Origin of the sequence: Pseudonocardia cypriaca, assembly GCF_006717045.1 — a bacterium.
GTDB classification, from domain to species: Bacteria; Actinomycetota; Actinomycetes; order Mycobacteriales; family Pseudonocardiaceae; genus Pseudonocardia; species Pseudonocardia cypriaca.
Window position 1 is genome coordinate 1,274,518 of sequence record NZ_VFPH01000001.1, and the last position, 20,275, is coordinate 1,294,792.

20 protein-coding genes are annotated in these 20,275 nt (G+C 73.0%); 14 read left to right on the plus strand and 6 right to left on the minus strand.

What is annotated here, in order from left to right:
* Positions 1-135: 135 nt before the first annotated feature.
* Together FB388_RS05945 and FB388_RS05950 are read left to right on the plus strand one after the other, a co-directional pair.
* Positions 136-1,113, plus strand: coding sequence for a LysR family transcriptional regulator (locus FB388_RS05945; protein WP_142097971.1), 978 nt, complete (start codon positions 136-138; stop codon positions 1,111-1,113).
* Positions 1,107-1,613, plus strand: coding sequence for a MarR family winged helix-turn-helix transcriptional regulator (locus FB388_RS05950; protein ID WP_246121663.1), 507 nt, complete (start codon positions 1,107-1,109; stop codon positions 1,611-1,613). The genes FB388_RS05945 and FB388_RS05950 overlap by 7 nt, the downstream gene beginning before the upstream one ends.
* Before the next feature lie 4 nt (positions 1,614-1,617).
* On the opposite strand, the gene FB388_RS05955 is transcribed toward FB388_RS05950, so the two are convergent.
* The 5 genes from FB388_RS05955 to FB388_RS05975 all read right to left on the minus strand — a co-directional run bounded on the left by FB388_RS05955 (position 1,618) and on the right by FB388_RS05975 (position 7,837).
* Positions 1,618-3,303, minus strand: a complete 1,686-nt coding sequence (locus FB388_RS05955) for a CocE/NonD family hydrolase (RefSeq protein WP_142097974.1) — start codon at positions 3,301-3,303, stop codon at positions 1,618-1,620.
* A 46-nt stretch (positions 3,304-3,349) separates the two neighbouring features.
* Positions 3,350-5,635, minus strand: a complete 2,286-nt coding sequence (locus tag FB388_RS05960) for a xanthine dehydrogenase family protein molybdopterin-binding subunit (RefSeq protein WP_142097977.1) — start codon at positions 5,633-5,635, stop codon at positions 3,350-3,352.
* Positions 5,632-6,618, minus strand: coding sequence for an FAD binding domain-containing protein (locus FB388_RS05965; RefSeq protein ID WP_142097980.1), 987 nt, complete (start codon positions 6,616-6,618; stop codon positions 5,632-5,634). The genes FB388_RS05960 and FB388_RS05965 overlap by 4 nt, the downstream gene beginning before the upstream one ends.
* Entirely contained in the window at positions 6,615-7,169 is a 555-nt protein-coding gene (locus tag FB388_RS05970; protein ID WP_425468526.1) for a 2Fe-2S iron-sulfur cluster-binding protein, read from the minus strand. The genes FB388_RS05965 and FB388_RS05970 overlap by 4 nt, the downstream gene beginning before the upstream one ends.
* Positions 7,170-7,261: 92 nt before the next feature.
* On the minus strand, positions 7,262-7,837 hold the full coding sequence (locus FB388_RS05975) for a TetR/AcrR family transcriptional regulator (RefSeq protein ID WP_142097986.1): 576 nt from the start codon (positions 7,835-7,837) through the stop codon (positions 7,262-7,264).
* An 85-nt stretch (positions 7,838-7,922) separates the two neighbouring features.
* On the opposite strand from FB388_RS05975, the gene FB388_RS05980 reads away from it, so the two are divergent.
* The 11 genes from FB388_RS05980 (at position 7,923) to FB388_RS06030 (ending at position 17,707) form a co-directional block, all read left to right on the plus strand.
* Entirely contained in the window at positions 7,923-8,840 is a 918-nt protein-coding gene (locus tag FB388_RS05980; RefSeq protein WP_142097989.1) for an NAD-dependent epimerase/dehydratase family protein, read from the plus strand.
* A 228-nt stretch (positions 8,841-9,068) separates the two neighbouring features.
* Entirely contained in the window at positions 9,069-9,479 is a 411-nt protein-coding gene (locus FB388_RS05985) for a nuclear transport factor 2 family protein (RefSeq protein ID WP_142097992.1), read from the plus strand.
* A 132-nt stretch (positions 9,480-9,611) separates the two neighbouring features.
* Entirely contained in the window at positions 9,612-9,863 is a 252-nt protein-coding gene (locus tag FB388_RS40215) for a hypothetical protein (RefSeq protein WP_246121665.1), read from the plus strand.
* Between the two features lie 124 nt (positions 9,864-9,987).
* Positions 9,988-11,022, plus strand: a complete 1,035-nt coding sequence (locus tag FB388_RS05995) for a homogentisate 1,2-dioxygenase (protein WP_142097995.1) — start codon at positions 9,988-9,990, stop codon at positions 11,020-11,022.
* Positions 11,019-11,846 carry a beta-keto acid cleavage family enzyme gene (locus FB388_RS06000; protein ID WP_142097998.1) on the plus strand — a complete coding sequence of 276 codons (828 nt, stop codon included), beginning with the start codon at positions 11,019-11,021 and terminating at the stop codon, positions 11,844-11,846. Before FB388_RS05995 ends, FB388_RS06000 begins: the two co-directional genes overlap by 4 nt.
* 30 nt (positions 11,847-11,876) lie before the next feature.
* A complete protein-coding gene (locus FB388_RS06005; protein WP_142098001.1) occupies positions 11,877-12,386 on the plus strand; it encodes a nuclear transport factor 2 family protein in 510 nt (169 codons plus the stop codon).
* Between the two features lie 184 nt (positions 12,387-12,570).
* Positions 12,571-13,623 (plus strand): amidohydrolase family protein, encoded by a 1,053-nt coding sequence (locus FB388_RS06010; protein ID WP_211361786.1) that lies wholly within the window; start codon positions 12,571-12,573, stop codon positions 13,621-13,623.
* 95 nt (positions 13,624-13,718) lie between these two features.
* A complete protein-coding gene (locus FB388_RS06015; RefSeq protein ID WP_142098003.1) occupies positions 13,719-15,035 on the plus strand; it encodes an MFS transporter in 1,317 nt (438 codons plus the stop codon).
* Positions 15,036-15,075: 40 nt separating this feature from the next.
* Positions 15,076-15,663, plus strand: a complete 588-nt coding sequence (locus tag FB388_RS06020; RefSeq protein WP_142098006.1) for an NADPH-dependent FMN reductase — start codon at positions 15,076-15,078, stop codon at positions 15,661-15,663.
* 416 nt (positions 15,664-16,079) lie between these two features.
* Complete coding sequence (locus tag FB388_RS06025; protein ID WP_170225490.1) at positions 16,080-16,685, plus strand: TetR/AcrR family transcriptional regulator; 606 nt, start codon at positions 16,080-16,082, stop codon at positions 16,683-16,685.
* Positions 16,682-17,707, plus strand: a complete 1,026-nt coding sequence (locus tag FB388_RS06030; RefSeq protein WP_142098012.1) for an NAD-dependent epimerase/dehydratase family protein — start codon at positions 16,682-16,684, stop codon at positions 17,705-17,707. Before FB388_RS06025 ends, FB388_RS06030 begins: the two co-directional genes overlap by 4 nt.
* A 177-nt stretch (positions 17,708-17,884) precedes the next feature.
* Here the strand turns inward: FB388_RS06030 and FB388_RS06035 are convergent, their stop codons facing one another.
* Positions 17,885-19,081 carry a PucR family transcriptional regulator gene (locus tag FB388_RS06035; protein WP_142098015.1) on the minus strand — a complete coding sequence of 399 codons (1,197 nt, stop codon included), beginning with the start codon at positions 19,079-19,081 and terminating at the stop codon, positions 17,885-17,887.
* 199 nt (positions 19,082-19,280) lie between these two features.
* Between FB388_RS06035 and FB388_RS06040 the strand changes: the two genes are divergently transcribed.
* Positions 19,281-20,162, plus strand: coding sequence for an aldolase/citrate lyase family protein (locus FB388_RS06040; RefSeq protein ID WP_142098018.1), 882 nt, complete (start codon positions 19,281-19,283; stop codon positions 20,160-20,162).
* Positions 20,163-20,275: the final 113 nt, after the last annotated feature.

Consider the following 20,275-nt stretch of genomic DNA (forward strand, 5'->3'; position numbering starts at 1 on the left):
TGCACCGGGTGGCCGCGGTGCTCCGTGTACGGCTGAGCTCGGGGCGGCCCCGATTGTTGCGCTGCGGGGACGCGCGCTGTTAAATCGTTGAGAACCACAACGATTGTGGGTGTCAACGGTTGTGAGGATCCCCAGATGAGCGTGATGTCGCAGGAGTCCGGGCCTCGGGTCGGCGAGGCCGCACCGGTGCGAACCCCGCTGCGCTACGACAACCGGATCACCCTCCAGAAGCTGGAGGTCCTGTGCTCGGTGGTCGAGCTCGGGGGCGTCTCGCGAGCGGCGGACCACCTCTGGGTCGCGCAGTCGGTGGTGTCGGGGCACCTGCGGTCGCTGCAGGAGCGGCTCGGCGTCCGCATGCTCTACCGCGACGGGCAGAAGATGAAGCTGACGCCGGCCGGTGAGCGGGTGTACCGGTGGGCGTGCACGACCCTCGCCGAGACCCGCGAGCTCATGCGGCACCTCGACGAGCTCACCACCGTCGAGAACGAGCGGATCGTGCTGGCGACGAGCCAGACGGTAGGCAGCTACCTCATCCCGCCCGTGCTGGCCGAGTTCGGCCGCGAGTGGCCGGGGGCGGTCATCTCCATGAACGTCTCCGAGCCGGAGGCGGCGTTCGACGCGGTCGCCTCCGGTGACTGCGACCTGGGCATCGTCATCGCCGGGACGGAGTACGAGCACCCGCACGTGCGCTGCACGGAGATCGGCCGCGAGGAGATCGCCCTCGTCGCCGGCAGCGAGAGCCTCCCGGAGATCGACGAGCTGGCGCTGGCCGACCTGCGCTCGATCCCGGTCGTCGCCCCGGCGGCCGGGGTGCGGGCGCGCGACGCCATCGACCGCTACCTCGTCGAGCTCGGCGCCGCGCCGCAGAACGTGACGATGGAGCTGGGGCACCCGGAGGCGATGAAGCGCGTCATCCGGCGGGGCGCGGCCGCGTGCCTGCTGTTCCGCGCCTGCGTCCAGGACGAGCTGGCCGACGGCAGCCTGCGTGAGATCCCGATCGTGGACGCCGACCTGTCGCTGCCCGTGCTCAGCATCGTGCGCGCCGACCGCGAGCTGTCGGTCCGGTCCACCCAGCTCATCGAGCGCACCCGCGCGTACCTGGCCGCGTGGTGACCGACCGGGGCGAGGGAGAGCGCGCCGATGCGCCGCCGCGGGCGATCAGCGTGCGCCCCCCGACCCTGCTCGGCATCCCGTCGTACCTGGCGGGCAACGTCGCGCGCGCGGCGACGCGCACGCTGTGGCGCAGCCTCGCCGAGCACGGCCTGGGGCTCAGCCAGCACGCCGTGCTCGTCGCCATCCACGACTTCGGGCCGCTGGCCCAGGTCGAGATCGCCGACCGGCTCGATCTCGACCGCAGCCAGGTCGTCGGGTTCGTCGACGCCCTCGAACGGCACGGCTTCGTCACCCGCACCCGCGATCCGCGCGACCGCCGCCGCATGCTGGTCTCGATGACCGAGGCGGGCGCCGCGGCCGAGCGCCGGGTCACCGAGGCCGCGCAGGAGCTCCAGCCCGCCCTGTTCGCGGCGCTCTCCCCGGCCGAGCTGGACCAGCTGGTCGGGTTGCTGGAGCGGGTGCTGGACGCCCACGACGCCGCGCGGCTCGGCCGCGGGTGACCGGTCAGTCCGGGATCATCGGCAGCAGCAGGTGGCTGTCGAACGCGCCACCGGTGCGGATGCGGTGCCGCCCGCGGTTGACCGACTGCTCGTGCGCCTGAGCCGGTCCGATGTCGTAACGGTGCAGGTCCCGGCCCTGCACGATGAGTCGCAGCACCTCACCGGCCTCGAACAGCGTCGACGACGGCCAGATCTCGATCTCGACGGCCGTGGGCTCGCCGGGGCGCAGCGGCAGCTGCCGCTCGTGGCGCAGCCGCGGCTGCCACGGCGTGGAGCGCTCCTCGTCGAGCTCGCGGTGGCTCGCCCGCAGCCAGCCGAGCGCGACCTGGCCGTCGTCCATCATCGACCAGTAGGGGAAGTGCACCTGCCGGCCGGCGCGGTCGAGCTTCTGCAGGCCGACGAAGAGGTCCATGTCGTCGCCCTCGTCGATCTCGACCCACAGCCGCAGCTTCGCGTAGCCGGTGATCTCGGTGCGGGTGTCGAACCGGAGATCGAAGACCGCCCGCCCCTCGTCGGCCGCCGGGTCGTACTCGACCGCCGCCGCGGCGGCCGGCTGCTCGGCCAGCAGCGTGCCGGCGACGGCGTCGAGGGCGAACGGGCGGTAGCTGGTGCGGGCGAGCGGCCACTCCTGCTCCGCGCGCTCGACGCCCTCGTAGTAGCGCTCGCGGACCTCGATGCGCACCGGCGGCCAGGTCAGCACCTCGTCGTCGGTGCTCATGAGGAAGTGGTCGAAGAAGGCGCGGAGCCGGCGCAGGCTCTCCGGCCGGTAGTAGTACTGCCACTTCTTGCGGCCGTGCACCTCGAGCCACTTGTGCGCGGAGCCCAGCTCGCGCCACGCCTCGATGGTGCCGCGCGTGTGCAGCCCGTGGTCGCCCCAGTCGGTCACGCAGTAGGCCGGGACGTCGATGACCGACAGGTCCGGCACCGACTTGCTGCGGTTGTAGTCGTCGAGCAGAGGATGGGCAGCGTGCATCGCCGGCAGGTCCTCGACCCGCCCCGGCCCGCACCGGCACGACCACTGGGTGAACGTGACGAACTTGGTCTCGGGGATGCCGCCGTGGAAGAAGTACTCGCGGTAGCAGTCGCTCCAGCCCTCCCACGGGTTGATGGCGGCCAGGTGCGGGGGCCGGGTCGCGGCGACGCGCCACTGGACGACCGCCAGGTACGAGACGCCGCTCATCCCGACCTTGCCGGTGCACCACGGCTGTTCCGCCGCCCACTCGACGAGGTCGTGGCCGTCCTCGCCCTCCTGCTCGCTGAGGACGACGAGATCGCCCTCCGACATCCAGGACCCGCGCGAGTCGGCGTTGACGACGGCATAACCGCGCTGCGCCCACCACATCGGGTCCGGCCCCTCCCACACCGTGTGCCGGGAGATCGTCCCGTCGGCGACCCCGGCCCCCGGGAAGAGGTGGAAGCCTTTCGGCGCGTGCTTGCCGTAGGGGTTCAGCGTGAGGATCGCCGGGACGGGTGCGGTGGCCGCGGCGGGCCGGAAGACGTCGACGTAGACGGTCACGCCGTCGCGCAGGACGACGGGGACGTCGCGCTCGATGCGGACGCCGTCCTCCTCGACGACCTCGCCCGTGCGCAGGCCGGGATGCCCGCCGGTGGCCGGGTCGAGCCCGGGCATCCAGATCATCTCCGGCAGGACGCGGTCCGCGAGGCGCGGTGATCGCGAAGGGGTGCTCATGGTTGTGGGACTCCTGTCGCAGGAGGGGAGTGGGGGAGCGCGCGCGTCAGAGCAGCGCGTCGAGGGTGATCGGCAGGTCGCGCACGCGCCGCCCGGTGGCGTTGTGGACCGCGCCGGCGATCGCGGCGGCGACCCCGGTGATGCCGATCTCGCCGACGCCGCGGGCGCCGACGGGGGCCCGCGGGTCGGGCACGTCTGTCCACAGGACGTCGATCTCGGGCACGTCGGCGTGCACCGGGACGTGGTAGTCGGTGAGGTTCGCGTTGACGATGCGGGCGGTCCGCTCGTCGACGACGGTCCGCTCCATCAGCGCCAGCCCGATGCCCATGACGATGCCGCCGCGCAGCTGGCTCGCCGCGGTCACCGGGTTGATGATCCGCCCGCAGTCGTAGGACCCGACGACCCGGTCGACCCGGGCCTCCCCGGTGACGGAGCTGACCCGGACCTGGCAGAACACGGCGCCGAAGGAGTGCATGGACCAGGCCTGCAGCTCGTCGCGATCGGCGGCGTCGGCCACCGCGGTGACCTCGTGGCGCCCCGCGCGGCGCAGGATCTGCGCGTAGCTCTCCCACCGGTCCCGGTCGGCGAGCGCGCCCAGCCCGGCGGCCACCGAGCCGACCTCGTCGACGGTGCGGCCGGCCAGCGGCGAGTCGGGTGGCACCAGCGCCAGCAGCTGCGCGACGAGCGCGCGGTGCGCGGCGATCACCGCGGCCGCGACGCCGACCGTCTGCGCGGAGGCGCCCGCCTGGAACACGCCGGGCAGCGACGAATCGCCGTAGTCGATCGTGACCCGTTCCACCGGCAGGCCCAGCCGCTCGGCGGAGACGATCGCCTGCGCCGTCGTCGTCCCCATCCCCATGTCGTTCGCGGCCACGGCGACCGTCGCGTGCCCGTCCGCGGTGAGCGTGATCCGCGCGGCGCCGCCGGGGAAGCGCTGGTGGGGGTAGGTCGCGGCGGCGCACCCCGTGCCGATCAGCCACTCGCCGTCACGGCGGCTGCGCGGCGCCGTGCGCGTCCAGCCGAAGCGCTCGGCGCCCGCTCGCCACGCCTGCTCGAGGTGGCGAGCCGAGAACGGCGCGCCCGACGCGGGATCGGCGGCCGGCTCGTTGCGCAGGCGCAGCTCCACCGGGTCGATGTCGAGCTGTTCGGCGAGCTCGTCGATCGCCGACTCCAGCGCGAACGTGCCGACCGCCTCGCCGGGGGCGCGCATGAACGAGTTCGCGATCATGTCGACGTCGACGACGTGCTGGTCGGTGTGCAGCGCCCCGGTCGCGTACATGTGGCGCGCGGGGAACGTGAACGGCTCGACGACGTGGTTCCACGGCGTGATCGCCGAGGTGCCGGTGTGGACGATCAAGGTGAAGCGACCGTCCTCGTCGGCCCCGATCGCGACCCGCTGCTCGGTGTTCGCCCGCCCGCCGACGAGCCGGTAGACGTCCCCGCGGGATAGCGCCATGCGCACGGGCCGGCCGGCCAGCTTCGAAGCGGCGGCCGCCAGCACGTGGTGCGACCACGCCGTCTTGCCGCCGAAGCCGCCGCCCACGTGCGGGGAGGTCACGTGCACCCGGTGCTCGTCGATGCCCAGCGCGTGCGCGATCGTCCACGCGTGGCCGGCGACGGACTGGCTGGCGTCGTGCACGACGAGGTCGTCGCCCACCCAGCCGACCGTCACCGCGTGCGGCTCGATCGCGTTGTGGTTGTGGCCAGGGGTCCGGTAGACGTGGTCGACCGCGTGCGGCGCGGCGGCCAGCGCGGCCTCGGCGTCGCCGACGGCGACCTCGACCGGCTGGAAGAACAGGTGATCGGGCCGGCGCGCGTCGGCCGCCGCCTCCGCGAAGGTGCGTGGCGCCGCGGCCGCGTACTCGACCTCGATGAGGGACGCCGCGTGGTCGGCCTGCTCCCGCGTCTCGGCCAGCACGACCGCGACCGGCTCGCCGTTCCAGTGGATGCTGTCGTCCTGCATCACGGGGAGGTCCGTGCCGCCGAACGCCCGCGGGGCGGTGAACATCGGCCGGACCGGGCGCATCCGGGGCGCCGTGCGGTGGGTCATGACGAGCACCACGCCGGGGGCGGTCTCGGCAGCCGACGTGTCCAGCCGCGTGATGCGTCCCCGCGCGATCGTGCTGCAGCGCAGCGCCGCGTGGACCATGCCCTTCAGCACGTGCTCGGCGGCGTAGCGCGCCTCGCCGCGCACCTTCGCCGGTCCGTCCAGGCGCGGTCGCGCGGTGCCGATGAGCCCGTGCTCGATCTCCAGCACCGGATCGGAGCCGGTGCGCGGCGTCCAGCCGTCGGGCACGACGCCGACGGCGGGCCGGTCCGCTGCGGCGGTCATGCCCGGCCTCCGGTCAGCTGCTCCAACACGGCGACGATCGTGCGGCGGGCGAGCTCCACCTTGAACGCGTTCCCCGCGAGCGGGGCGGCGTCGGCGAGCTCGGCGTCCGCGGCGGCGACGAAGGCGGCGGTGGTCGCCGGCCCGCCCGCCAGCACGGCCTCGGCGCGCGCGGCCCGCCACGGCTTCGGCGCGACCCCGCCGAGCGCGAGGCGGGCCCGGACGATCGTCTCCCCGTCGAGCTCGACCGCGGCGGCCACCGAGACCAGCGCGAACGCGAAGCTGGCGCGGTCGCGCACCTTGCGGTAGGTCGACCGGGCAGCGTTCACCCCGGCCGGCAGCTCCACCGCGGTGATGAGCTCGCCGGGTTCGAGCACGGTCTCGACGTCGGGCCGGTCGCCGGGCAGCCGGTGCAGATCGGCCAGCGGGACGCGGCGGTCCCCGGCCGCGCCGGACACGTGCACGACGGCGTCCAGCGCCACGAGCGCGACCGCCATGTCCGACGGGTGCGTGGCCGCGCAGCTCGGGGACGCGCCGAGGATCGCGAGGTCGCGGGTGTGGCCCCCGATCGCGGCGCAGCCCTGCCCCGGCGACCGCTTGTTGCAGGGCGAGCCGGCGGGGTCGTAGAAGTAGGGGCAGCGGGTGCGCTGCAGCAGGTTGCCGCCGACGGTCGCCATGTTGCGGATCTGCCCCGACGCCCCCGCGACGATCGCGCGCGTGAGCACCGGGTAGCGCTCCCGCACCGTGCGGTGGGTCGCCAGCGCGGTGGTGCGGACCGCCGCGCCGATCACCAGCCGGCCGTCCGGTGCCTCGACGACGTCGCCGGGGAGCCCGCTGACGTCGACCAGCTGCGTCGGCCCCTCCACGCCCTGCCGCATCAGGTCGACGAGGTTCGTCCCGCCGCCGAGGTAGCGCGCCCGCCCGCTGCGGCCGAGCCGGACCGCGTCGGCGACGTCGGTGGCGCGGGTGTACTCGAACTCGATCACGTGTCCGCGCCTCCGTACACCTCCGCGATCGCCGCGACGATGCCGTTGTGGGCGCCGCAGCGGCAGAGGTTGCCGCTCATCCGCTCCCGCAGCTCGTCGGGGGTGAGCGCGATGTCGTCGGCCGTGAGGTCCCGCGTCACGTGGCTGGGCACGCCGGCCGCGGTCTCCCGGGCCATCCCGATGGCCGAGCAGATCTGCCCGGGCGTGCAGTAGCCGCACTGCAGCCCCTCGTGCCGCACGAACGCGTCCTGCAGCGGGTGCGTGCCGCCGAGCCCCTCGACGGTGGTCACCTCGTGGCCGGCGTACTGGACAGCCAGTGCCAGGCAGGACACGATCCGCTCGCCGTCGACGAGCACGGTGCAGGCTCCGCACGCGCCCTGGTCGCACCCCTTCTTGGTGCCGTGGAGCCCGAGGTGCTCGCGGAGGAAGTCGAGCAGGGACACCCGGGGATCGGCGGGCGGCGGTGCCGGCACGCCGTTGACGACGAGGTCCGGGCCGGCGTCGCCGGTGCGCGACCGGTGTCCGGCCGGGGACGCGGGTTCGACCTTCACCCGTCCGACGGTAGGTTCGCGATCGGACCGCAGGCCAATAGGTCTTGGCCCCGCCGCCATCGGCGGGCGGCGATCGCGCCGGGCCGGCCCGGCTACGGCGCGGCGGGGGCGACGGCGGCGCGCAGCGCCCCCAGCGCGTCTGCGACCAGCTCCCGCAGCGGCGGACCGTCGGCGGTCCGGGTCCACTTCTGCATCGCGCGCCGCTGGACCGCGGTGGCGGCGTCGGCGGCGAACCCGGCGGTGTCGGTGTCGTGGCCCCGCGCGCGCAGCGCGGCCTCGACGGCGTCGGCGAGATCGGCGATCTTGCTGAGCTCGCGCTCCCGCAGCTCGGGATTGGCCTCGACGATCGCGAACCGGCGCGTCACGGCGGCCCGGCGGTGCTCGAACATCGCGTCGAGCGCGGCCTGCAGGGCGTGCACGGCGGCGTCGAGCGGCGGCGTCGCGGGCGGGCACTCGGCGATCCCGCGGACGACCCGCTGCCGGAACTCGGCGCTCAGGCCGAACAGGACCTCGCGCTTGTCGGCGAAGTGGTTGAAGAACGTCCGCGGCGTGAGCCCGGCGCGCTCGGCGATCTCGGCGACCGTGGTGCGGTCGAACCCCTGCTCGGCGAAGAGGTCGAACGCGGCCGTCTCGAGCCGCTCGGCCCCGTCCGGCTCCCATCGCGGCATGGCCCGAGGGTAGCGACTGCACAGACTGCAGTCAGCGATGTGCGGTGATTTCACAGACTGAAATCAGCACCGAGGAGAGACAGCCATGCACGTGTTCGTCACGGGCGGCTCGGGGTACATCGGCTCCGCCGTCGTCCCCGAGCTGCTCGCCGCAGGGCACACCGTCACCGGGCTGGCCCGCTCGGACCGTGCAGCCGCGGCCGTCGCTGCGCTGGGCGCGGCGGTCCGCCGGGGCGACCTCGCCGACCCGGCCGGCCTCGCCGCCGCGGCCCGCGAGGCCGACGGCGTCGTCCACCTCGGGTTCGCCCGCGACGACCCCGACTGGGCCGATCTGCCCGCCGCGGTCGCCGCCGACCTGCGGGCCGTCGAGGCGCTCGGCGCGGCGTTGGCCGGCACGGGCAAGCCGCTCGTCGCCACCGGGGCGACGTTCTCGCTGGCCCTCGCCGGGTTCCGGGGCGAACTCACCGAGCAAGACACGCGGCCGACGGGCATGCGCGTCGACGCGGAGAACGCCGTGATCGCCCTCGCCGAGCACGGGGTGCGGTCGGCGGTCGTGCGGCTGTCCAACGTGCACGGCCGCGGCAACCTGGGATTCGCCTCGGGGCTCATCGCCGTCGCCCGGGCCACCGGGATCGCCCACTACCTGGGCGAGGGGACGAACCGCTGGCCGGCCGCCCACATCGACGACGTCGGCCGGCTCTACCGGTTGGCGCTGGAATCCGCGCCCGCCGGGACCCGGCCGCACGCCGTGGCCGAGGAGGGCGTCCCCGTGCGCTCCGTCTCCGCGGTGATCGGCCGCCGGCTCGGCGTGCCCGTCGCTCGCGTCGCGGCGGACGCCGCCCGGCAGCACTTCGGCCACCTCGCGATGTTCGTCGGCGCGGACAACCCCACGTCCAGCCGGTTCACGCAGGCCACGCTCGGCTGGGCACCGGCCGGGCCCGGCCTCCTCGACGATCTCGACGACGCGGCGCACTTCGCCGTGCCGGCCGTCGCACGACCCTGACGAGAGGATCCGAGACGCCGACCTCCCACCCTGTTCCGGCGCCCGCCCTCGCCGCGCCCCACCGCCATGTGTCGGCACCGATCACGGCGCCCGATCCAGCGTCCGACCACACCGTCCGCCATCGCCGTTCACCGATGACTCCGCGGGGGACTCGTATTTCCGGGCACTGGTGAAACCGCCATACGATTCCGTCGGAAGTCGCGCCACATCGATGGGGATGGAGTCAACATGACGGTCGACTCGGCAACCGGAGCAGAAACCTGGATCAGGCGCTACTACCAGCTCTGCGGGGCGAAGGACATCGACGGCGCCATGGAGTTCTGGGCGCCCGACGGAAAGCTCACCTTCGCCAACTTCGAACCCGTGATCGGGCGCGACGCGATCCACGAGACGCTGGCCCAGATCGTCCACAACTGGATCAAGGAAACCCACTCCCTGCACCACTTCTGGCTCCTCGCCGACGATCTCGTCGCGTTCGAGATGGACGTGGCGTTCGACCGCCACGACGGTCGGCACGTGGTCGTGCCGGGCGCCGCGGTCTGCCGGATCGACGACCGGCGCTTCCTCGAACAACGCATCTACGTCGACATGACACCGGTGTTCGCGCCCTCCGACGCAGCAGCGAGCGCCACCGCCTGATCTGCCGGCGCGGGCGCTGCCACGGGGTGTCCGGCCGCTCCCGGCCCGGCCGGGAGCGGCCACGGCCCACTCTCGTTCGGCTCCGGGATCCACACCTGCCTCGGCGCGCCCATCGGCCTGATCGAGGCGCGCGTGACGATCGAGGTGCTCGCCGAGCACTTCCCGCGGCTGCGCCTGGCGGCCAACCACACCCCCGACCACCTGGCCGCCGCGCGGATGCGCCTGCTCCGCGGCCTGGTCGTCGACCTCGAACCGCCTGCGCCCGACACCGCGGAGGCACGGCCCGTGCGGCTCGGGGTCGACCTCGACCGCTGCGGAGGGCACGGCCTGTGCGAGGCGCCGCCGCCGAGCTCGTGCACCTCGACGACGACGGCGCGCTCGTGATCGATCGGGCCGAGGTTCCGGCGCCCCTCGTGGGTGCGGCGAACCAGGCCGTCCAGGTGTGCCCGGTCGCGGCACTGCGGCTGCGCTGACCGGCCCCCGACGTTCGGAAGGAATCGAGGAAAAGATGGACGAGAGCGTTTATCCGCACAATTGGAGTCGGGAGGGGTTCCTCGGCGACTTCGTCGTGGCGCTGCGGCCGCATCCCATCAACGAGTACACCGAGGTGGTCGGGCCGCACGCGCCGCACCGCATCGATCTCACGGCCGTCAAGGCGGTCGACGCGACGGATCCTGCCGAGTTGCCCACCGTGTTCGCCCGGTCCCGCAACGATCTGGTGCTGTCGGTGTCGGCCCGGTCGGAGCCGACCCCGTTCGTCTGGCGCAACGCGGAGTTCGACGAGGTGCACTTCGTCCAGGAGGGCGAGCTGGAGTACGTCACCGACTGGGGCACGCTCGCGGTGCAGCCCGGTGATTTCGTGTTCCTCCCGCGCGCGGTGTCCTATCGGGTGGTGCCGGCGACCCCGAGCACGTTGCGCGTGATCATCGAGGCCCCCGAGGCGGTCTCGATGAATCCGCAGGCCCAGCCCGGGATGATCAACGCGGCGCGCTCGGTCCGCCGTCCCGATCCTGCGAAGGTCTCGCAGGAGAGCGGCGTGACGACGCTGCTGATCAGGACGACCGACGGCATCACGCGGTTCACGATGGCGAACGACCCGCTCGCGATGACGGAGATCGTCTACGGCCAGGCGCCGGTGTGGAAGGTGAACCTGGCCGACATCCAGCCGGTGGCCTACCTGCCGGCCGGCGGGCCGCCGTCGCACTTCGCCGAGACGCCGACCAAGGACCTCCTGCTGTACACGCTGAGTTCCCGCCCGGGTGGGCGGCCGCCCCAGCACCACAACGCGGACTACGACGAGCTGGTCTTCTACTTCCGCGGGCCCGCTCCCTACGGCGGGCTCGACACGGCCGGTAGCGGGATCTGGATCCCGAAGGCCGTCGCGCACTGGGGTCCGCGGGAGGATCCCGAGGGCGGGTACCTGGCCTGGCTCGTCGAGAGCGGCGGCACGATCCGGCTGACCCCGGAAGGGCTCGCCGCAGCGGAGCTGATGGAGACGAGCCTGTTCCACCCGCTGGAGCGCGCGCCCGGGAGTGACGCGTGAGCGCCGTCGTCACGGTCGCCCCGACCGGGCCGATCGCGACGAAGGCCGACAACCCGAACCTGCCGACCCGGCCGCACGAGATCGCGGACGCGGTGGCCGAGGCGTACGCGGCCGGGGCCGCCGTCGCCCACCTGCACCTGCGCGACGAGCACGACCGGCCGACCGCCGATCCGGACATCGCCCGCCGGACGATCGACCTGATCGAGGAGCGGTGCCCGATCATCGTGCAGCTGTCCACCGGGGTCGGCCTCGACGTGCCGTTCGAGGAGCGGGAACGGCTCGTCGAGCTACGGCCACGGATGGCGACGCTCAACCCGTGCAGCATGAGCTTCGGGGAGGGGGAGTTCCGCAACCCGCCCAAGGACGTGCGCCGCCTCGCCGCCCGCATGCGCGAGCTCGGCGTCAAGCCCGAGCTGGAGATCTACGACACCGGGCACCTGGACGCGTGCCTGCGGCTGCGTGACGAGGGCCTGCTCGAGGAGCCGCTGCAGTTCAGCATCGTGCTGGGCGTGCGCGGCGGAATGGCGGCCACCGCCGACAACCTGCTCGCCACGGTGCGCAGGCTGCCGGCCGGCAGCGTGTGGCAGGTCATCGCGATCGGCCGGGCGAACCTCCAGCTCACCGCGATCGGGCTGGCGCTGGGCGGCAACGCCCGCGCAGGTCTCGAGGACACCCTCCACGTCGCCAAGGGCGAGCCGGCCGCCGGCAACCTCCCGCTCGTGGAGCGCGCCGTCGCGCTGGTGGGCGGCGTGGGCCGGACCGTGGCCGACGTGGCGCAGGCGGAACGCAGCCTGCAGCTGCCCCGACCGTCGTTCAGCCGGTGACGCAGATGGATCGACGGAAGGGTGACGGAAATGACCGACGGAGCAGTGACCATGCTCGGTGATCTGTCGATTCCAGAGGCGGCCATCCGCACGCTGGCGGCCGAACGTGCGTGTTGGGAAACGTATCTCACCTACTTCGAGGTCCTGGACGACAAGCGATCCCACCTCGAAGCGTGCGCGTGCTTCACCGAAGACGCCACGATCACGTACGGCATGAAGGGCGGCGCTCTGGAGTTCACCAGTCGCGCCGAGTACGCGGACTTCCTCGAAGGCGCGGCGGCGACGCAGGAGATGGTCGCGCACGTGGTCGGGCAACATCGTTTCGTCTGGGACGGCGGAACCCCGCGCCTCATCACGTACGTCACCGTGTGGCAGTGGTTCGTGGCCAACGCTCACGGCGGCGAGCTCCGGCCCGCTGATTACGTCACGATCGGGCACTCCGTGGACGAGTTCCGGAACGTCGGCGACGCATGGCTGATCGCCCGGCGCACCGTGCGCCCCGCGGCTGGCATCACGGCCATCGGCAGCAGGCCCGCCTGAAGCGCTCGACGCCGAGAACGTGCGGAGGGCAGCTCGCCGCGGCCCGCGGGACCCTCGACGCCCTGCTCGAGCGGCGGGTCCGCAAGCCCGATGACCCGGTGGCGACACCGTATTTCCCGGCGGCGCGGACCGCCGCAAATGCTCCTGCGCACCGTGCGCCGGCATCGACGGAGATGGAGGCACCATGACCGAGTCGGGCACGCCGAGCGGCGAGGATCCGACCGCCGCAGCGCTCCCCGGATCCGCCGACCGCCTGCGGATCGTCTGCCTCGAGGAGCACATGAGCACCCCCGGGCTGGTGGCGGCCTGGACCGCCCGCTCCCTGCCCTTCGGCCGCGGGCCGCTGCTCGACCGGCTGGCCGACCTGGCCGAGGGCCGGCTGGCCGCCATGGACGACGCCGGCGTCGACGTGCACGTGCTCTCGGTGTCGGGTCCCGGGCTCGAGCAGCTGCCCGCGGCCGAGGCGGTCGCGCTCGCCCGCGATGCCAACGACCGCATCGCGGCCGCCGTGGCGGCACACCCCGATCGCCTGCAGGGCTTCGTCAACCTCCCGACCCCGGACCCGGCCGGTGCGGCCGTCGAGCTGCGCCGCGGCGTCGAGGAGCTCGGGTTCCGCGCGGGCTTCATGTTCGGCCGCGTCGGCGACCGCAACGTCGACCACCCCGCCTTCGACGAGCTGTGGGCGACGGCCGCGGAGCTGCGCGTCCCCGTCTACCTGCACCCCGCCCAGCCCCCGCAGGCCGTCCGCGACGCGTACTACAGCGGCCTCGGCAACCCGGCGGCGGACTTCGCGTTCTCCACCGGCGCCATCGGCTGGCACTACGACGCCGGCGTCCAGCTGCTGCGGATGATCTACGGTCGCGTCTTCGACCGCCACCCCGACCTGCAGGTCGTGGTCGGGCACTGGGGCGAGGTCGTGCTCTTCTACGCCGAGCGCGTGCAGCTGCTCGACAGCGCGATGCACCCGGCGCTGGACCGCTCGCTCCCGGAGTACCTGCGGCAGAACGTGTTCTACACGCCCAGCGGCATGTACTCGCAGCGCTACCTGGCCTGGGCGCTCGACATCGTCGGCGCCGACCGGATCATGTTCTCGACCGACTACCCGTACCTGCCCGACATCGGCGGCGGAGCGTCCCGGGACTTCCTGGAGAAGGCGGACCTGCTGACCGAGCAGGAGCGGCACCTGATCGCGCACGGCAACTGGGAGCGGCTCACCGCCCGCCCGTCCGCCGCCTGACGCGCTGCTCTCAGGCGGTGCAGCGGCGCCGTGCACGTCGTTCGACCCCGCTCTGCCCCGCTCGTCCTTCGCCAGCCACCCCTCAGCAGATGAGGATGCCAATGACGGCACCGAGAACTGCCCCGTCCCCCCAGCTGCGGCGCGCCGTGCTGTCGAGCTACGTCGGCAGCCTGATCGAGTACTACGACTTCACGCTCTACGCGGCGGCCTCCGCGGTCGTCTTCAACCGGGTCTTCTTCGCCGACCTCGACCCGCTGAGCGGCACGATCGCCAGCCTCGGCACGCTCGCGACCGGGTACCTCGCCCGCCCCCTCGGCGGGATCGTCTTCGGCCACTTCGGCGACCGGATCGGCCGCAAGAGCATGCTCGTGACGAGCATGACCCTGATGGGCCTGAGCAGCACCCTCATCGGGCTCCTGCCCACGTCGGCGCAGATCGGCGCCTGGGCGCCCATCCTGCTCGTCCTGCTGCGCGTGCTGCAGGGCGTGGCCGTCGGCGGCGAGTGGGGCGGGGCCGTCCTGATGAGCGCGGAGCACGCCGTCACGCGGCGCGGCCTGTGGGCGAGCTTCACCAACGCCGGCGCCCCGAGCGGGCTGGTCGTGGCCACCCTGATGATGACCCTCTCCGCGGGCGCCGTCGGCGAGCAGGAGTTCCTGGCGTGGGCCTGGCGCATCCCGTTCCTCGCCAGCGTCGTGCTGCTCGTGGTCGGGCTGGTCGTCCGGGCCCGCGTCGCGGAGACCCCGGTGTTCGCCGAGGCGGGCCCGGCGCGGGCGATGCCGCTGGTCGAGGTGCTGCGGGAGCACCGGGTGCGCCTGCTCCAGGCCATCGGCGTGGCCGTCGGCCTGTTCGTCGCGCAGACCACGCTGACGACGTTCGTCCTCACCTACGCGGTCCAGGTCGGCTTCCCGCGCCAGACCGTGCTCAACGCGATGACGGCCGCGTCGATCGTGGCGGTGGTCGGCATCGTCGGCTTCTCCGCGCTGTCGGACCGCTACGGTCGCCGCCCGCTCGTGATCGCCGGCACGATCGGGCTGGCGGTGTGGCTCTTCGTTCTCTTCCCGCTCATCGACACCGGGTCGCCGGCGCTGCTGACGGTCGCGATCGTCGTCGGGCTCGGCGTCGTGTGCGCGTGCGCGACCGGCCCGCTGGCCGCGTTCTTCTCCGAGCTGTTCCCCACGCGCGTCCGCTACACCGGGGCCTCGCTGGCCTACCAGCTCGCCGGCGTGGCCGGCGGCGCCGCGCCCGTCGCGTTCGCGTCGATCCTCGCGGCCGGTGGGGGCACCGTCCTGCTCTCGGTGATCATCGCTGCCGGGTGCGCACTCACGATCGCGTGCGTCCTCACGCTGGACGAGACCACCGGTTCCGACCTCGCCGACCCGGCCGGCGTCACCCGGGCACCGGCGCGCACCTGAGCGCCTGCGCATCCCCGGATCGACACGAACGGAGAACGGAATGCCGACGCTCCTGGTGCTGGTCGGCAGCACACGGCCCGGGCGGGTCGGCCTCTCCGTGGCCGACTGGTGCGCCGCCCGCGCGATCACGGACGACCGCTTCACGGTGCAGCTCGTCGACCTCGCCGATCTGGCGCTGCCGATGCTCGACGAACCCGCGCCGGCGATCCTGCGGCGGTACACCAAGGACCACACCCGGGCGTGGAGCGCGATCGTCGAGGCGGCCGACGCGATCGTCATCGTCACCCCCGAGTACAACCACGGGTACCCCGCGTCGCTGAAGAACGCCCTCGACTACCTGTTCCACGAGTGGCGGCACAAGCCCGTCGGGTTCGTCTCCTACGGCGGCATCGCGGCCGGGACCCGAGCGGTCCAGCAGCTCCAACAGGTCGCGGCAGCGCTGCAGATGGTGTCGGCGCCGACGGCGGTGCGGATCCCGTTCGTTGCCGAACGGATCGACGACCAGGGCTGCTTCCTCGCGACCGAGGCGATGGAGCAAGCCGCCGACGCCATGATCGGCGAGCTCGCCTCTTTCCACGGTGCGCTGCTCCCGCTGCGCACCGCGGTGGTGCCTGCGCGCAGTGTGTGATTGCCCCGGGCTGTCCTCCGTCGTAGGCCCGCGCCGGCCGGCGAAGAAGCGGCTCGCGGACGCCGAGAAGCGGCTCAGGCGGTTCCAGGATGCGATCGCAGCGGGGATCGACCCGAACGCCATGGTCGACGCGATCAACGAGGCGCAGGCCCAGCGGGCCGCCGCGCAGGCCGAGCTGGACGGCGCTCCCGCGCCGACTGCGGTTGCCGATGCCCTCGAGTTGGCCGGATACGGGCGTGACCCTGCCCGTGTGCGTGGCGACGGTGGCTCGAGAGCACGTGGAAGGCTTCCGTGCCGCCGCGAGCACTCTGCTCGGCATCCGACATCGGGGTCACCATCTCGTGCCGGCTCTCCGCATGCCGTGCTATACCTGACTGAGTACTCAGTCGTTTATAGGGGTGGAGATGCCACGGACATTGAGCGACCAGCGCCGAGCGGCGGTGTTGGAGGCTGCGACACGGGCAATCGCGCGCGACGGATTGGCGGCGCCGACCGCGTCGATCGCGGCCGAGGCGGGGCTCTCGGTCGGATCGTTGTTCAACTACTTCCCGACGAAGACGGCGCTGCTCAACGAGCTGTACCTCCACCTCAAGCGCGACCTCGCTGCCGCGGTGGTCGAGCCCCCCATTCCCGACGGCCCCTTGCGGGAGCGTGCCTGGGAGGGTTGGCGGCGGTGGGTCCGTTGGGGTGCCGCCGACCCCGACAAGCAGCGCGTGCTGATGCTGATCGAGGCCTCCCACGAGCTGACCGGCCAGACCCGTCGTGACGGTGTCGCCGCGATGCGGGGCGCGGACTCGCTCTTCGCGCAAGCACAGGCCGGCGGACCCTTCGCCGACCAGCCGCTCGAGTTCCTCGTGGCCACGGTGGCCGCCCTGGCCGCCACGACCATGGAAGCGGCGTCGCGCGAGCCCGAAGAGTTCGAGGGCCGCTGCCGCGCGGGCTTCACCGCGATGTGGGGAGCGGTCGGGAGGAGCGGCCGGTCTTCCGATACCGACACGGACGAGAGGAGGAGCCGGTCATGACGAATCCCCGAGTGCTCGTGACAGGCGGCAGCGGCTTCCTCGCCGCGCACTGCATCCTGCGCCTGCTGGAGGGCGGCTTCCCCGTCCGCACCACCGTGCGCTCCGAGCGCGGCGCCGACCGCGTCCGCTCCATGGTCGCCGCAGGCGGCAGCACGGCCGCAGCCGACGTCGAGGTCGTGCAGGCGGATCTCACCGCGGACGATGGGTGGGACGCCGCTGTCGCCGGCTGCGATCACGTGCTGCACGTCGCCTCTCCCTTCCCGGCCGCACCCCCCGCGCACGAGGACGACCTGATCGTGCCGGCACGCGACGGCGCGCTGCGCGTTCTGCGCGCCGCACGTCGCGGCGATGTCGAGCGGGTCGTCCTGACCTCGTCGTTGGCAGCGATCGACTACGGGCACCCCCCGATGACCACGCCCTACGACGAGAGGACCTGGACCGACCTCACCGGACCCGGCGTGACTGCGTACGCCAAGTCCAAGACGCTCGCCGAGCGCGCCGCGTGGGACTTCTCGGAGCGCGAAGGCCTCGAGCTGACGGTCGTGAACCCGACCGGCATACTCGGCCCGGTCCTCAGCAGCGACTACGGCACCTCCGTGGGGGCGATCGCGCTCCTGCTCGAGGGAGGCACCCCCGTACTCCCGCGGGCGACGGTCGGGATCGTCGATGCCCGCGATGTCGCCGATCTCCACGTGCGCGCGATGACGCACCCCGCCGCTGCGGGCGAACGCTTCGTCGCAACGGCCGGGCTGATGACCCTGCCCGACATGGCGCGGACGCTCCGGGACGGGCTGGGCGATGCGGCGCGCAAGGTCCCCACCAGGACCATCCCGGACTGGGTCGTGCGGATCGTCGCCTTGTTCGACGTCAAGCTCCGTCTGAGCCTGTCGATGCTCGGGACCCCGCGCGACGCAACGAGCGCCAAAGCGCAGCGCGTGCTCGGATGGGCGCCGCGCTCGCCGGAGGAGGCCGTGCTCGCGACTGCGCGGAGCATCCTCGCCTTGACGGCACGCGGATCCTGACCGCACCGCCACCCCATCCTCACCAGCGATCCGGAGCGGATGCCACGGCCCTGCCCGGCCAACGCCGGTGAACGCAGCGGGCGCGGCGAGGACCGGGAAGCAGACCGGAAAGCCCGCGCAGAAGGGACGAAGGGACGCCCCGGTCCGGCGCTCTCCGGCACGGCGGCTACCCCGGCCTCACAGTTCCGCCGGGTGGTTTGCGGGGGCCAGTTCCTGCTTACCCACGGGGTCGTAGAGCTGGGCGACCCGGATGCCGAGGGCGGCGGCGAACCGGTCCTCCCCGTGCTCCCAGCGCAGGCCGTAGCGCTCCTGCAACCGTCGAAACCGGGTGTAAAGGGTCGTGCGGTGCAGGTGGTGGGCCGCCGCGATCTCCTCGACATCGGCTTCCCGCTCGAGGTAGCTGCGTAGCATGCCGAGCGTCGCCGCGGGCTCGCTGGTGGTCATCCGCCGCACCCGCGGATCGACGGACTCCCGCGCGTCGTCCGGCTCGAGGGCCAGCACGGTTCGCCAAGCGCCCAGTGTCGACCAGCTCGCAACCGGCGAGTCGGTCACCGTCGACTGCGCGAACCTGAGCGCTCGCACGGCCTGACGGTAGGAACGGGAGAGCTCGGGGAGGCGATCCACACCCTCTCCGACGCCCGCCGCGAGCACGGGCCGGCCTGCAGCGAGGGGCGCCGACGCGATATCGGCGGCGAGTTCCGCGAGCCGGGCAGGCGTGGCGTTGCCGAGGAACGCGACGATGCGTCCCGCCAGCTCGGTCCACTCGCCGTCGTCGCCGAGCAGCCTGGTCCAGTACCCGTCCGGGACGTTCCGCACCGGGGCGTCTCCCGTGATGACCACCGAGCACAGCGGGGCGTGCCAACGGACGTTGCTGCGTTCGTCGAGCGTGCTGACAGCGAGGCGCCGCTCGTCCTCGTCGCTGCTGGCGAGGCCGGCGACGGCGGCGCGCACCTGGTGTCGCGCCAACCGGTGCAACTCGACTTGTTTGGCAACTGCGTCGAAGGCGGTTGAGAAGGGCTCGAGTGCTTCCGGCGTCACCCTCCGGTCCGGGTCGATGAGGTAGACGAAGGCGGTGGCCGACGTCCGGATGCGCAGCGGGATCACCAGTCGCTCGTAGAGCTCGAGATGTGGCGCCGCCGGGATGCGCACGATGCCCGACGCACGGCGCGCCGCGTCGTTCACGTGGTGCAGCACCGCCCGGCCGATCTCGGTCTCGGTGTCGCTCACGAGCAGGACTCGTCGCCGCAACGGGTCCGCCAGCTCGGGCGGTTGGTCCGAGAACGCCAGGACCCGGTCCTGTGCGTCGAGCAACGTGGCAGGCGTGCCGAAGGTGCGGAACAGATCGTCGACCAGTTCCTGGAACAGGTACTCCATAGCGTGCCCCGTCCGACGCCGTCTCCGGGCGCACGCCGACGCGACCCAGAACCGCACGAACACTGCCAGACGCAGGCAGCCGCCACTACACGTGTAGGGGCTCGGCGCCCAGTTCCGCGACACCTGTTGCTCGAACCCACCGCATTGGCAGGCCTACCGTTCTGGCCAGTCCGACGTACCACCTCGACGAGGAGACCTCGTGCTCGACGACGCCGCACCAGGGCGTGAACCGGAGCGTTCTGCAGGGCCGCAGCTCAACGGCCTGACCGCCGCCCTGCACCGCGGGACCTTCGCCGTCGGGTCGTGGGTCCAGGTCGGGGACCACGAGGAGGCCCGCCGGGTGGGCGACTCGAGCGCCGACTTCGTCATCCTGGACATGGAGCACCTCGGATTCTCCTTCCCGGAGCTGGAGCAGACTCTGCAGTGGCTGTTGAGCCGCCGCAACGCCGCCCAGCGGCCGACGGTGGCGACCCCGATCGTGCGGATCCCGTCCACGGGGGCCGAGTTCAGCTCGTGGATGGCCAAGCAGGTCCTCGACCACGGCGCCTTCGGCCTGCTCGTTCCGCACGTCACCGCGCCCGACCACATCGCGGCGGCGGCACGGTCCATGCGTTACCCGCCGGCGGCGGGCAGCTCCGACGGCGGTGGTGTTCGTGGCGCTCTGCCGGCTCGCGCGATGCGCTACTGGGGAGTGCCTGACATCGGCGAGTACTTCGCCCGGGCGGACCTGTGGCCGGCGGCGTCCGACGGCGAGCTCGCCCTGACCGTGCTCGCCGAGAGCCACGACGCGTGGAACGCCATCGACGACCTCGTACGGGCACCGGGGCTCAGTGCCGTGCTCTGGGGCCCCGGGGACGGGGGCCTCAGCCTCGGGCTGCGGGACTGGGACATCGACCACCCGCAGCTGCGCTCCCACCGCGAGAAGGTGGTCGCGGCTGCGCGGGCGGCCGGTGTCGCGGTCGGTGCGGCCGGGGCCGCGGACCCGTTCGCCGCGATCGACGAGGGGTTCGACTTCATGGCGATCCCCGCCTGGGACGAGGACCTGGCCCGCAGGCTGCGGGAGCACGCCGCTGGTCGATGAGCTGCTCGGGGGCGGCGCCGCTCCTGCCGGGACGACCCGCAGGGGTCGGTCGCACCGTCCGCTCCCCGCTCCGCACGCAAGTGACAGCGCTGCCCATCGGGAACCGCGCGTGA

Coding starts and splice junctions, on each gene's coding strand:
- FB388_RS05945 (WP_142097971.1), top strand. CDS start 136: ATGAGCGTGATGTCGCAGGAGTCCGGGCCTCGGGTCGGCGAGGCCGCA.
- FB388_RS05955 (WP_142097974.1), bottom strand. CDS start 3,303: ATGAGCACCCCTTCGCGATCACCGCGCCTCGCGGACCGCGTCCTGCCG.
- FB388_RS05960 (WP_142097977.1), bottom strand. CDS start 5,635: ATGACCGCCGCAGCGGACCGGCCCGCCGTCGGCGTCGTGCCCGACGGC.
- FB388_RS05975 (WP_142097986.1), bottom strand. CDS start 7,837: ATGCCGCGATGGGAGCCGGACGGGGCCGAGCGGCTCGAGACGGCCGCG.
- FB388_RS05980 (WP_142097989.1), top strand. CDS start 7,923: ATGCACGTGTTCGTCACGGGCGGCTCGGGGTACATCGGCTCCGCCGTC.
- FB388_RS05985 (WP_142097992.1), top strand. CDS start 9,069: ATGACGGTCGACTCGGCAACCGGAGCAGAAACCTGGATCAGGCGCTAC.
- FB388_RS05995 (WP_142097995.1), top strand. CDS start 9,988: ATGGACGAGAGCGTTTATCCGCACAATTGGAGTCGGGAGGGGTTCCTC.
- FB388_RS06005 (WP_142098001.1), top strand. CDS start 11,877: ATGACCGACGGAGCAGTGACCATGCTCGGTGATCTGTCGATTCCAGAG.
- FB388_RS06010 (WP_211361786.1), top strand. CDS start 12,571: ATGACCGAGTCGGGCACGCCGAGCGGCGAGGATCCGACCGCCGCAGCG.
- FB388_RS06015 (WP_142098003.1), top strand. CDS start 13,719: ATGCCAATGACGGCACCGAGAACTGCCCCGTCCCCCCAGCTGCGGCGC.
- FB388_RS06020 (WP_142098006.1), top strand. CDS start 15,076: ATGCCGACGCTCCTGGTGCTGGTCGGCAGCACACGGCCCGGGCGGGTC.
- FB388_RS06030 (WP_142098012.1), top strand. CDS start 16,682: ATGACGAATCCCCGAGTGCTCGTGACAGGCGGCAGCGGCTTCCTCGCC.
- FB388_RS06035 (WP_142098015.1), bottom strand. CDS start 19,081: ATGGAGTACCTGTTCCAGGAACTGGTCGACGATCTGTTCCGCACCTTC.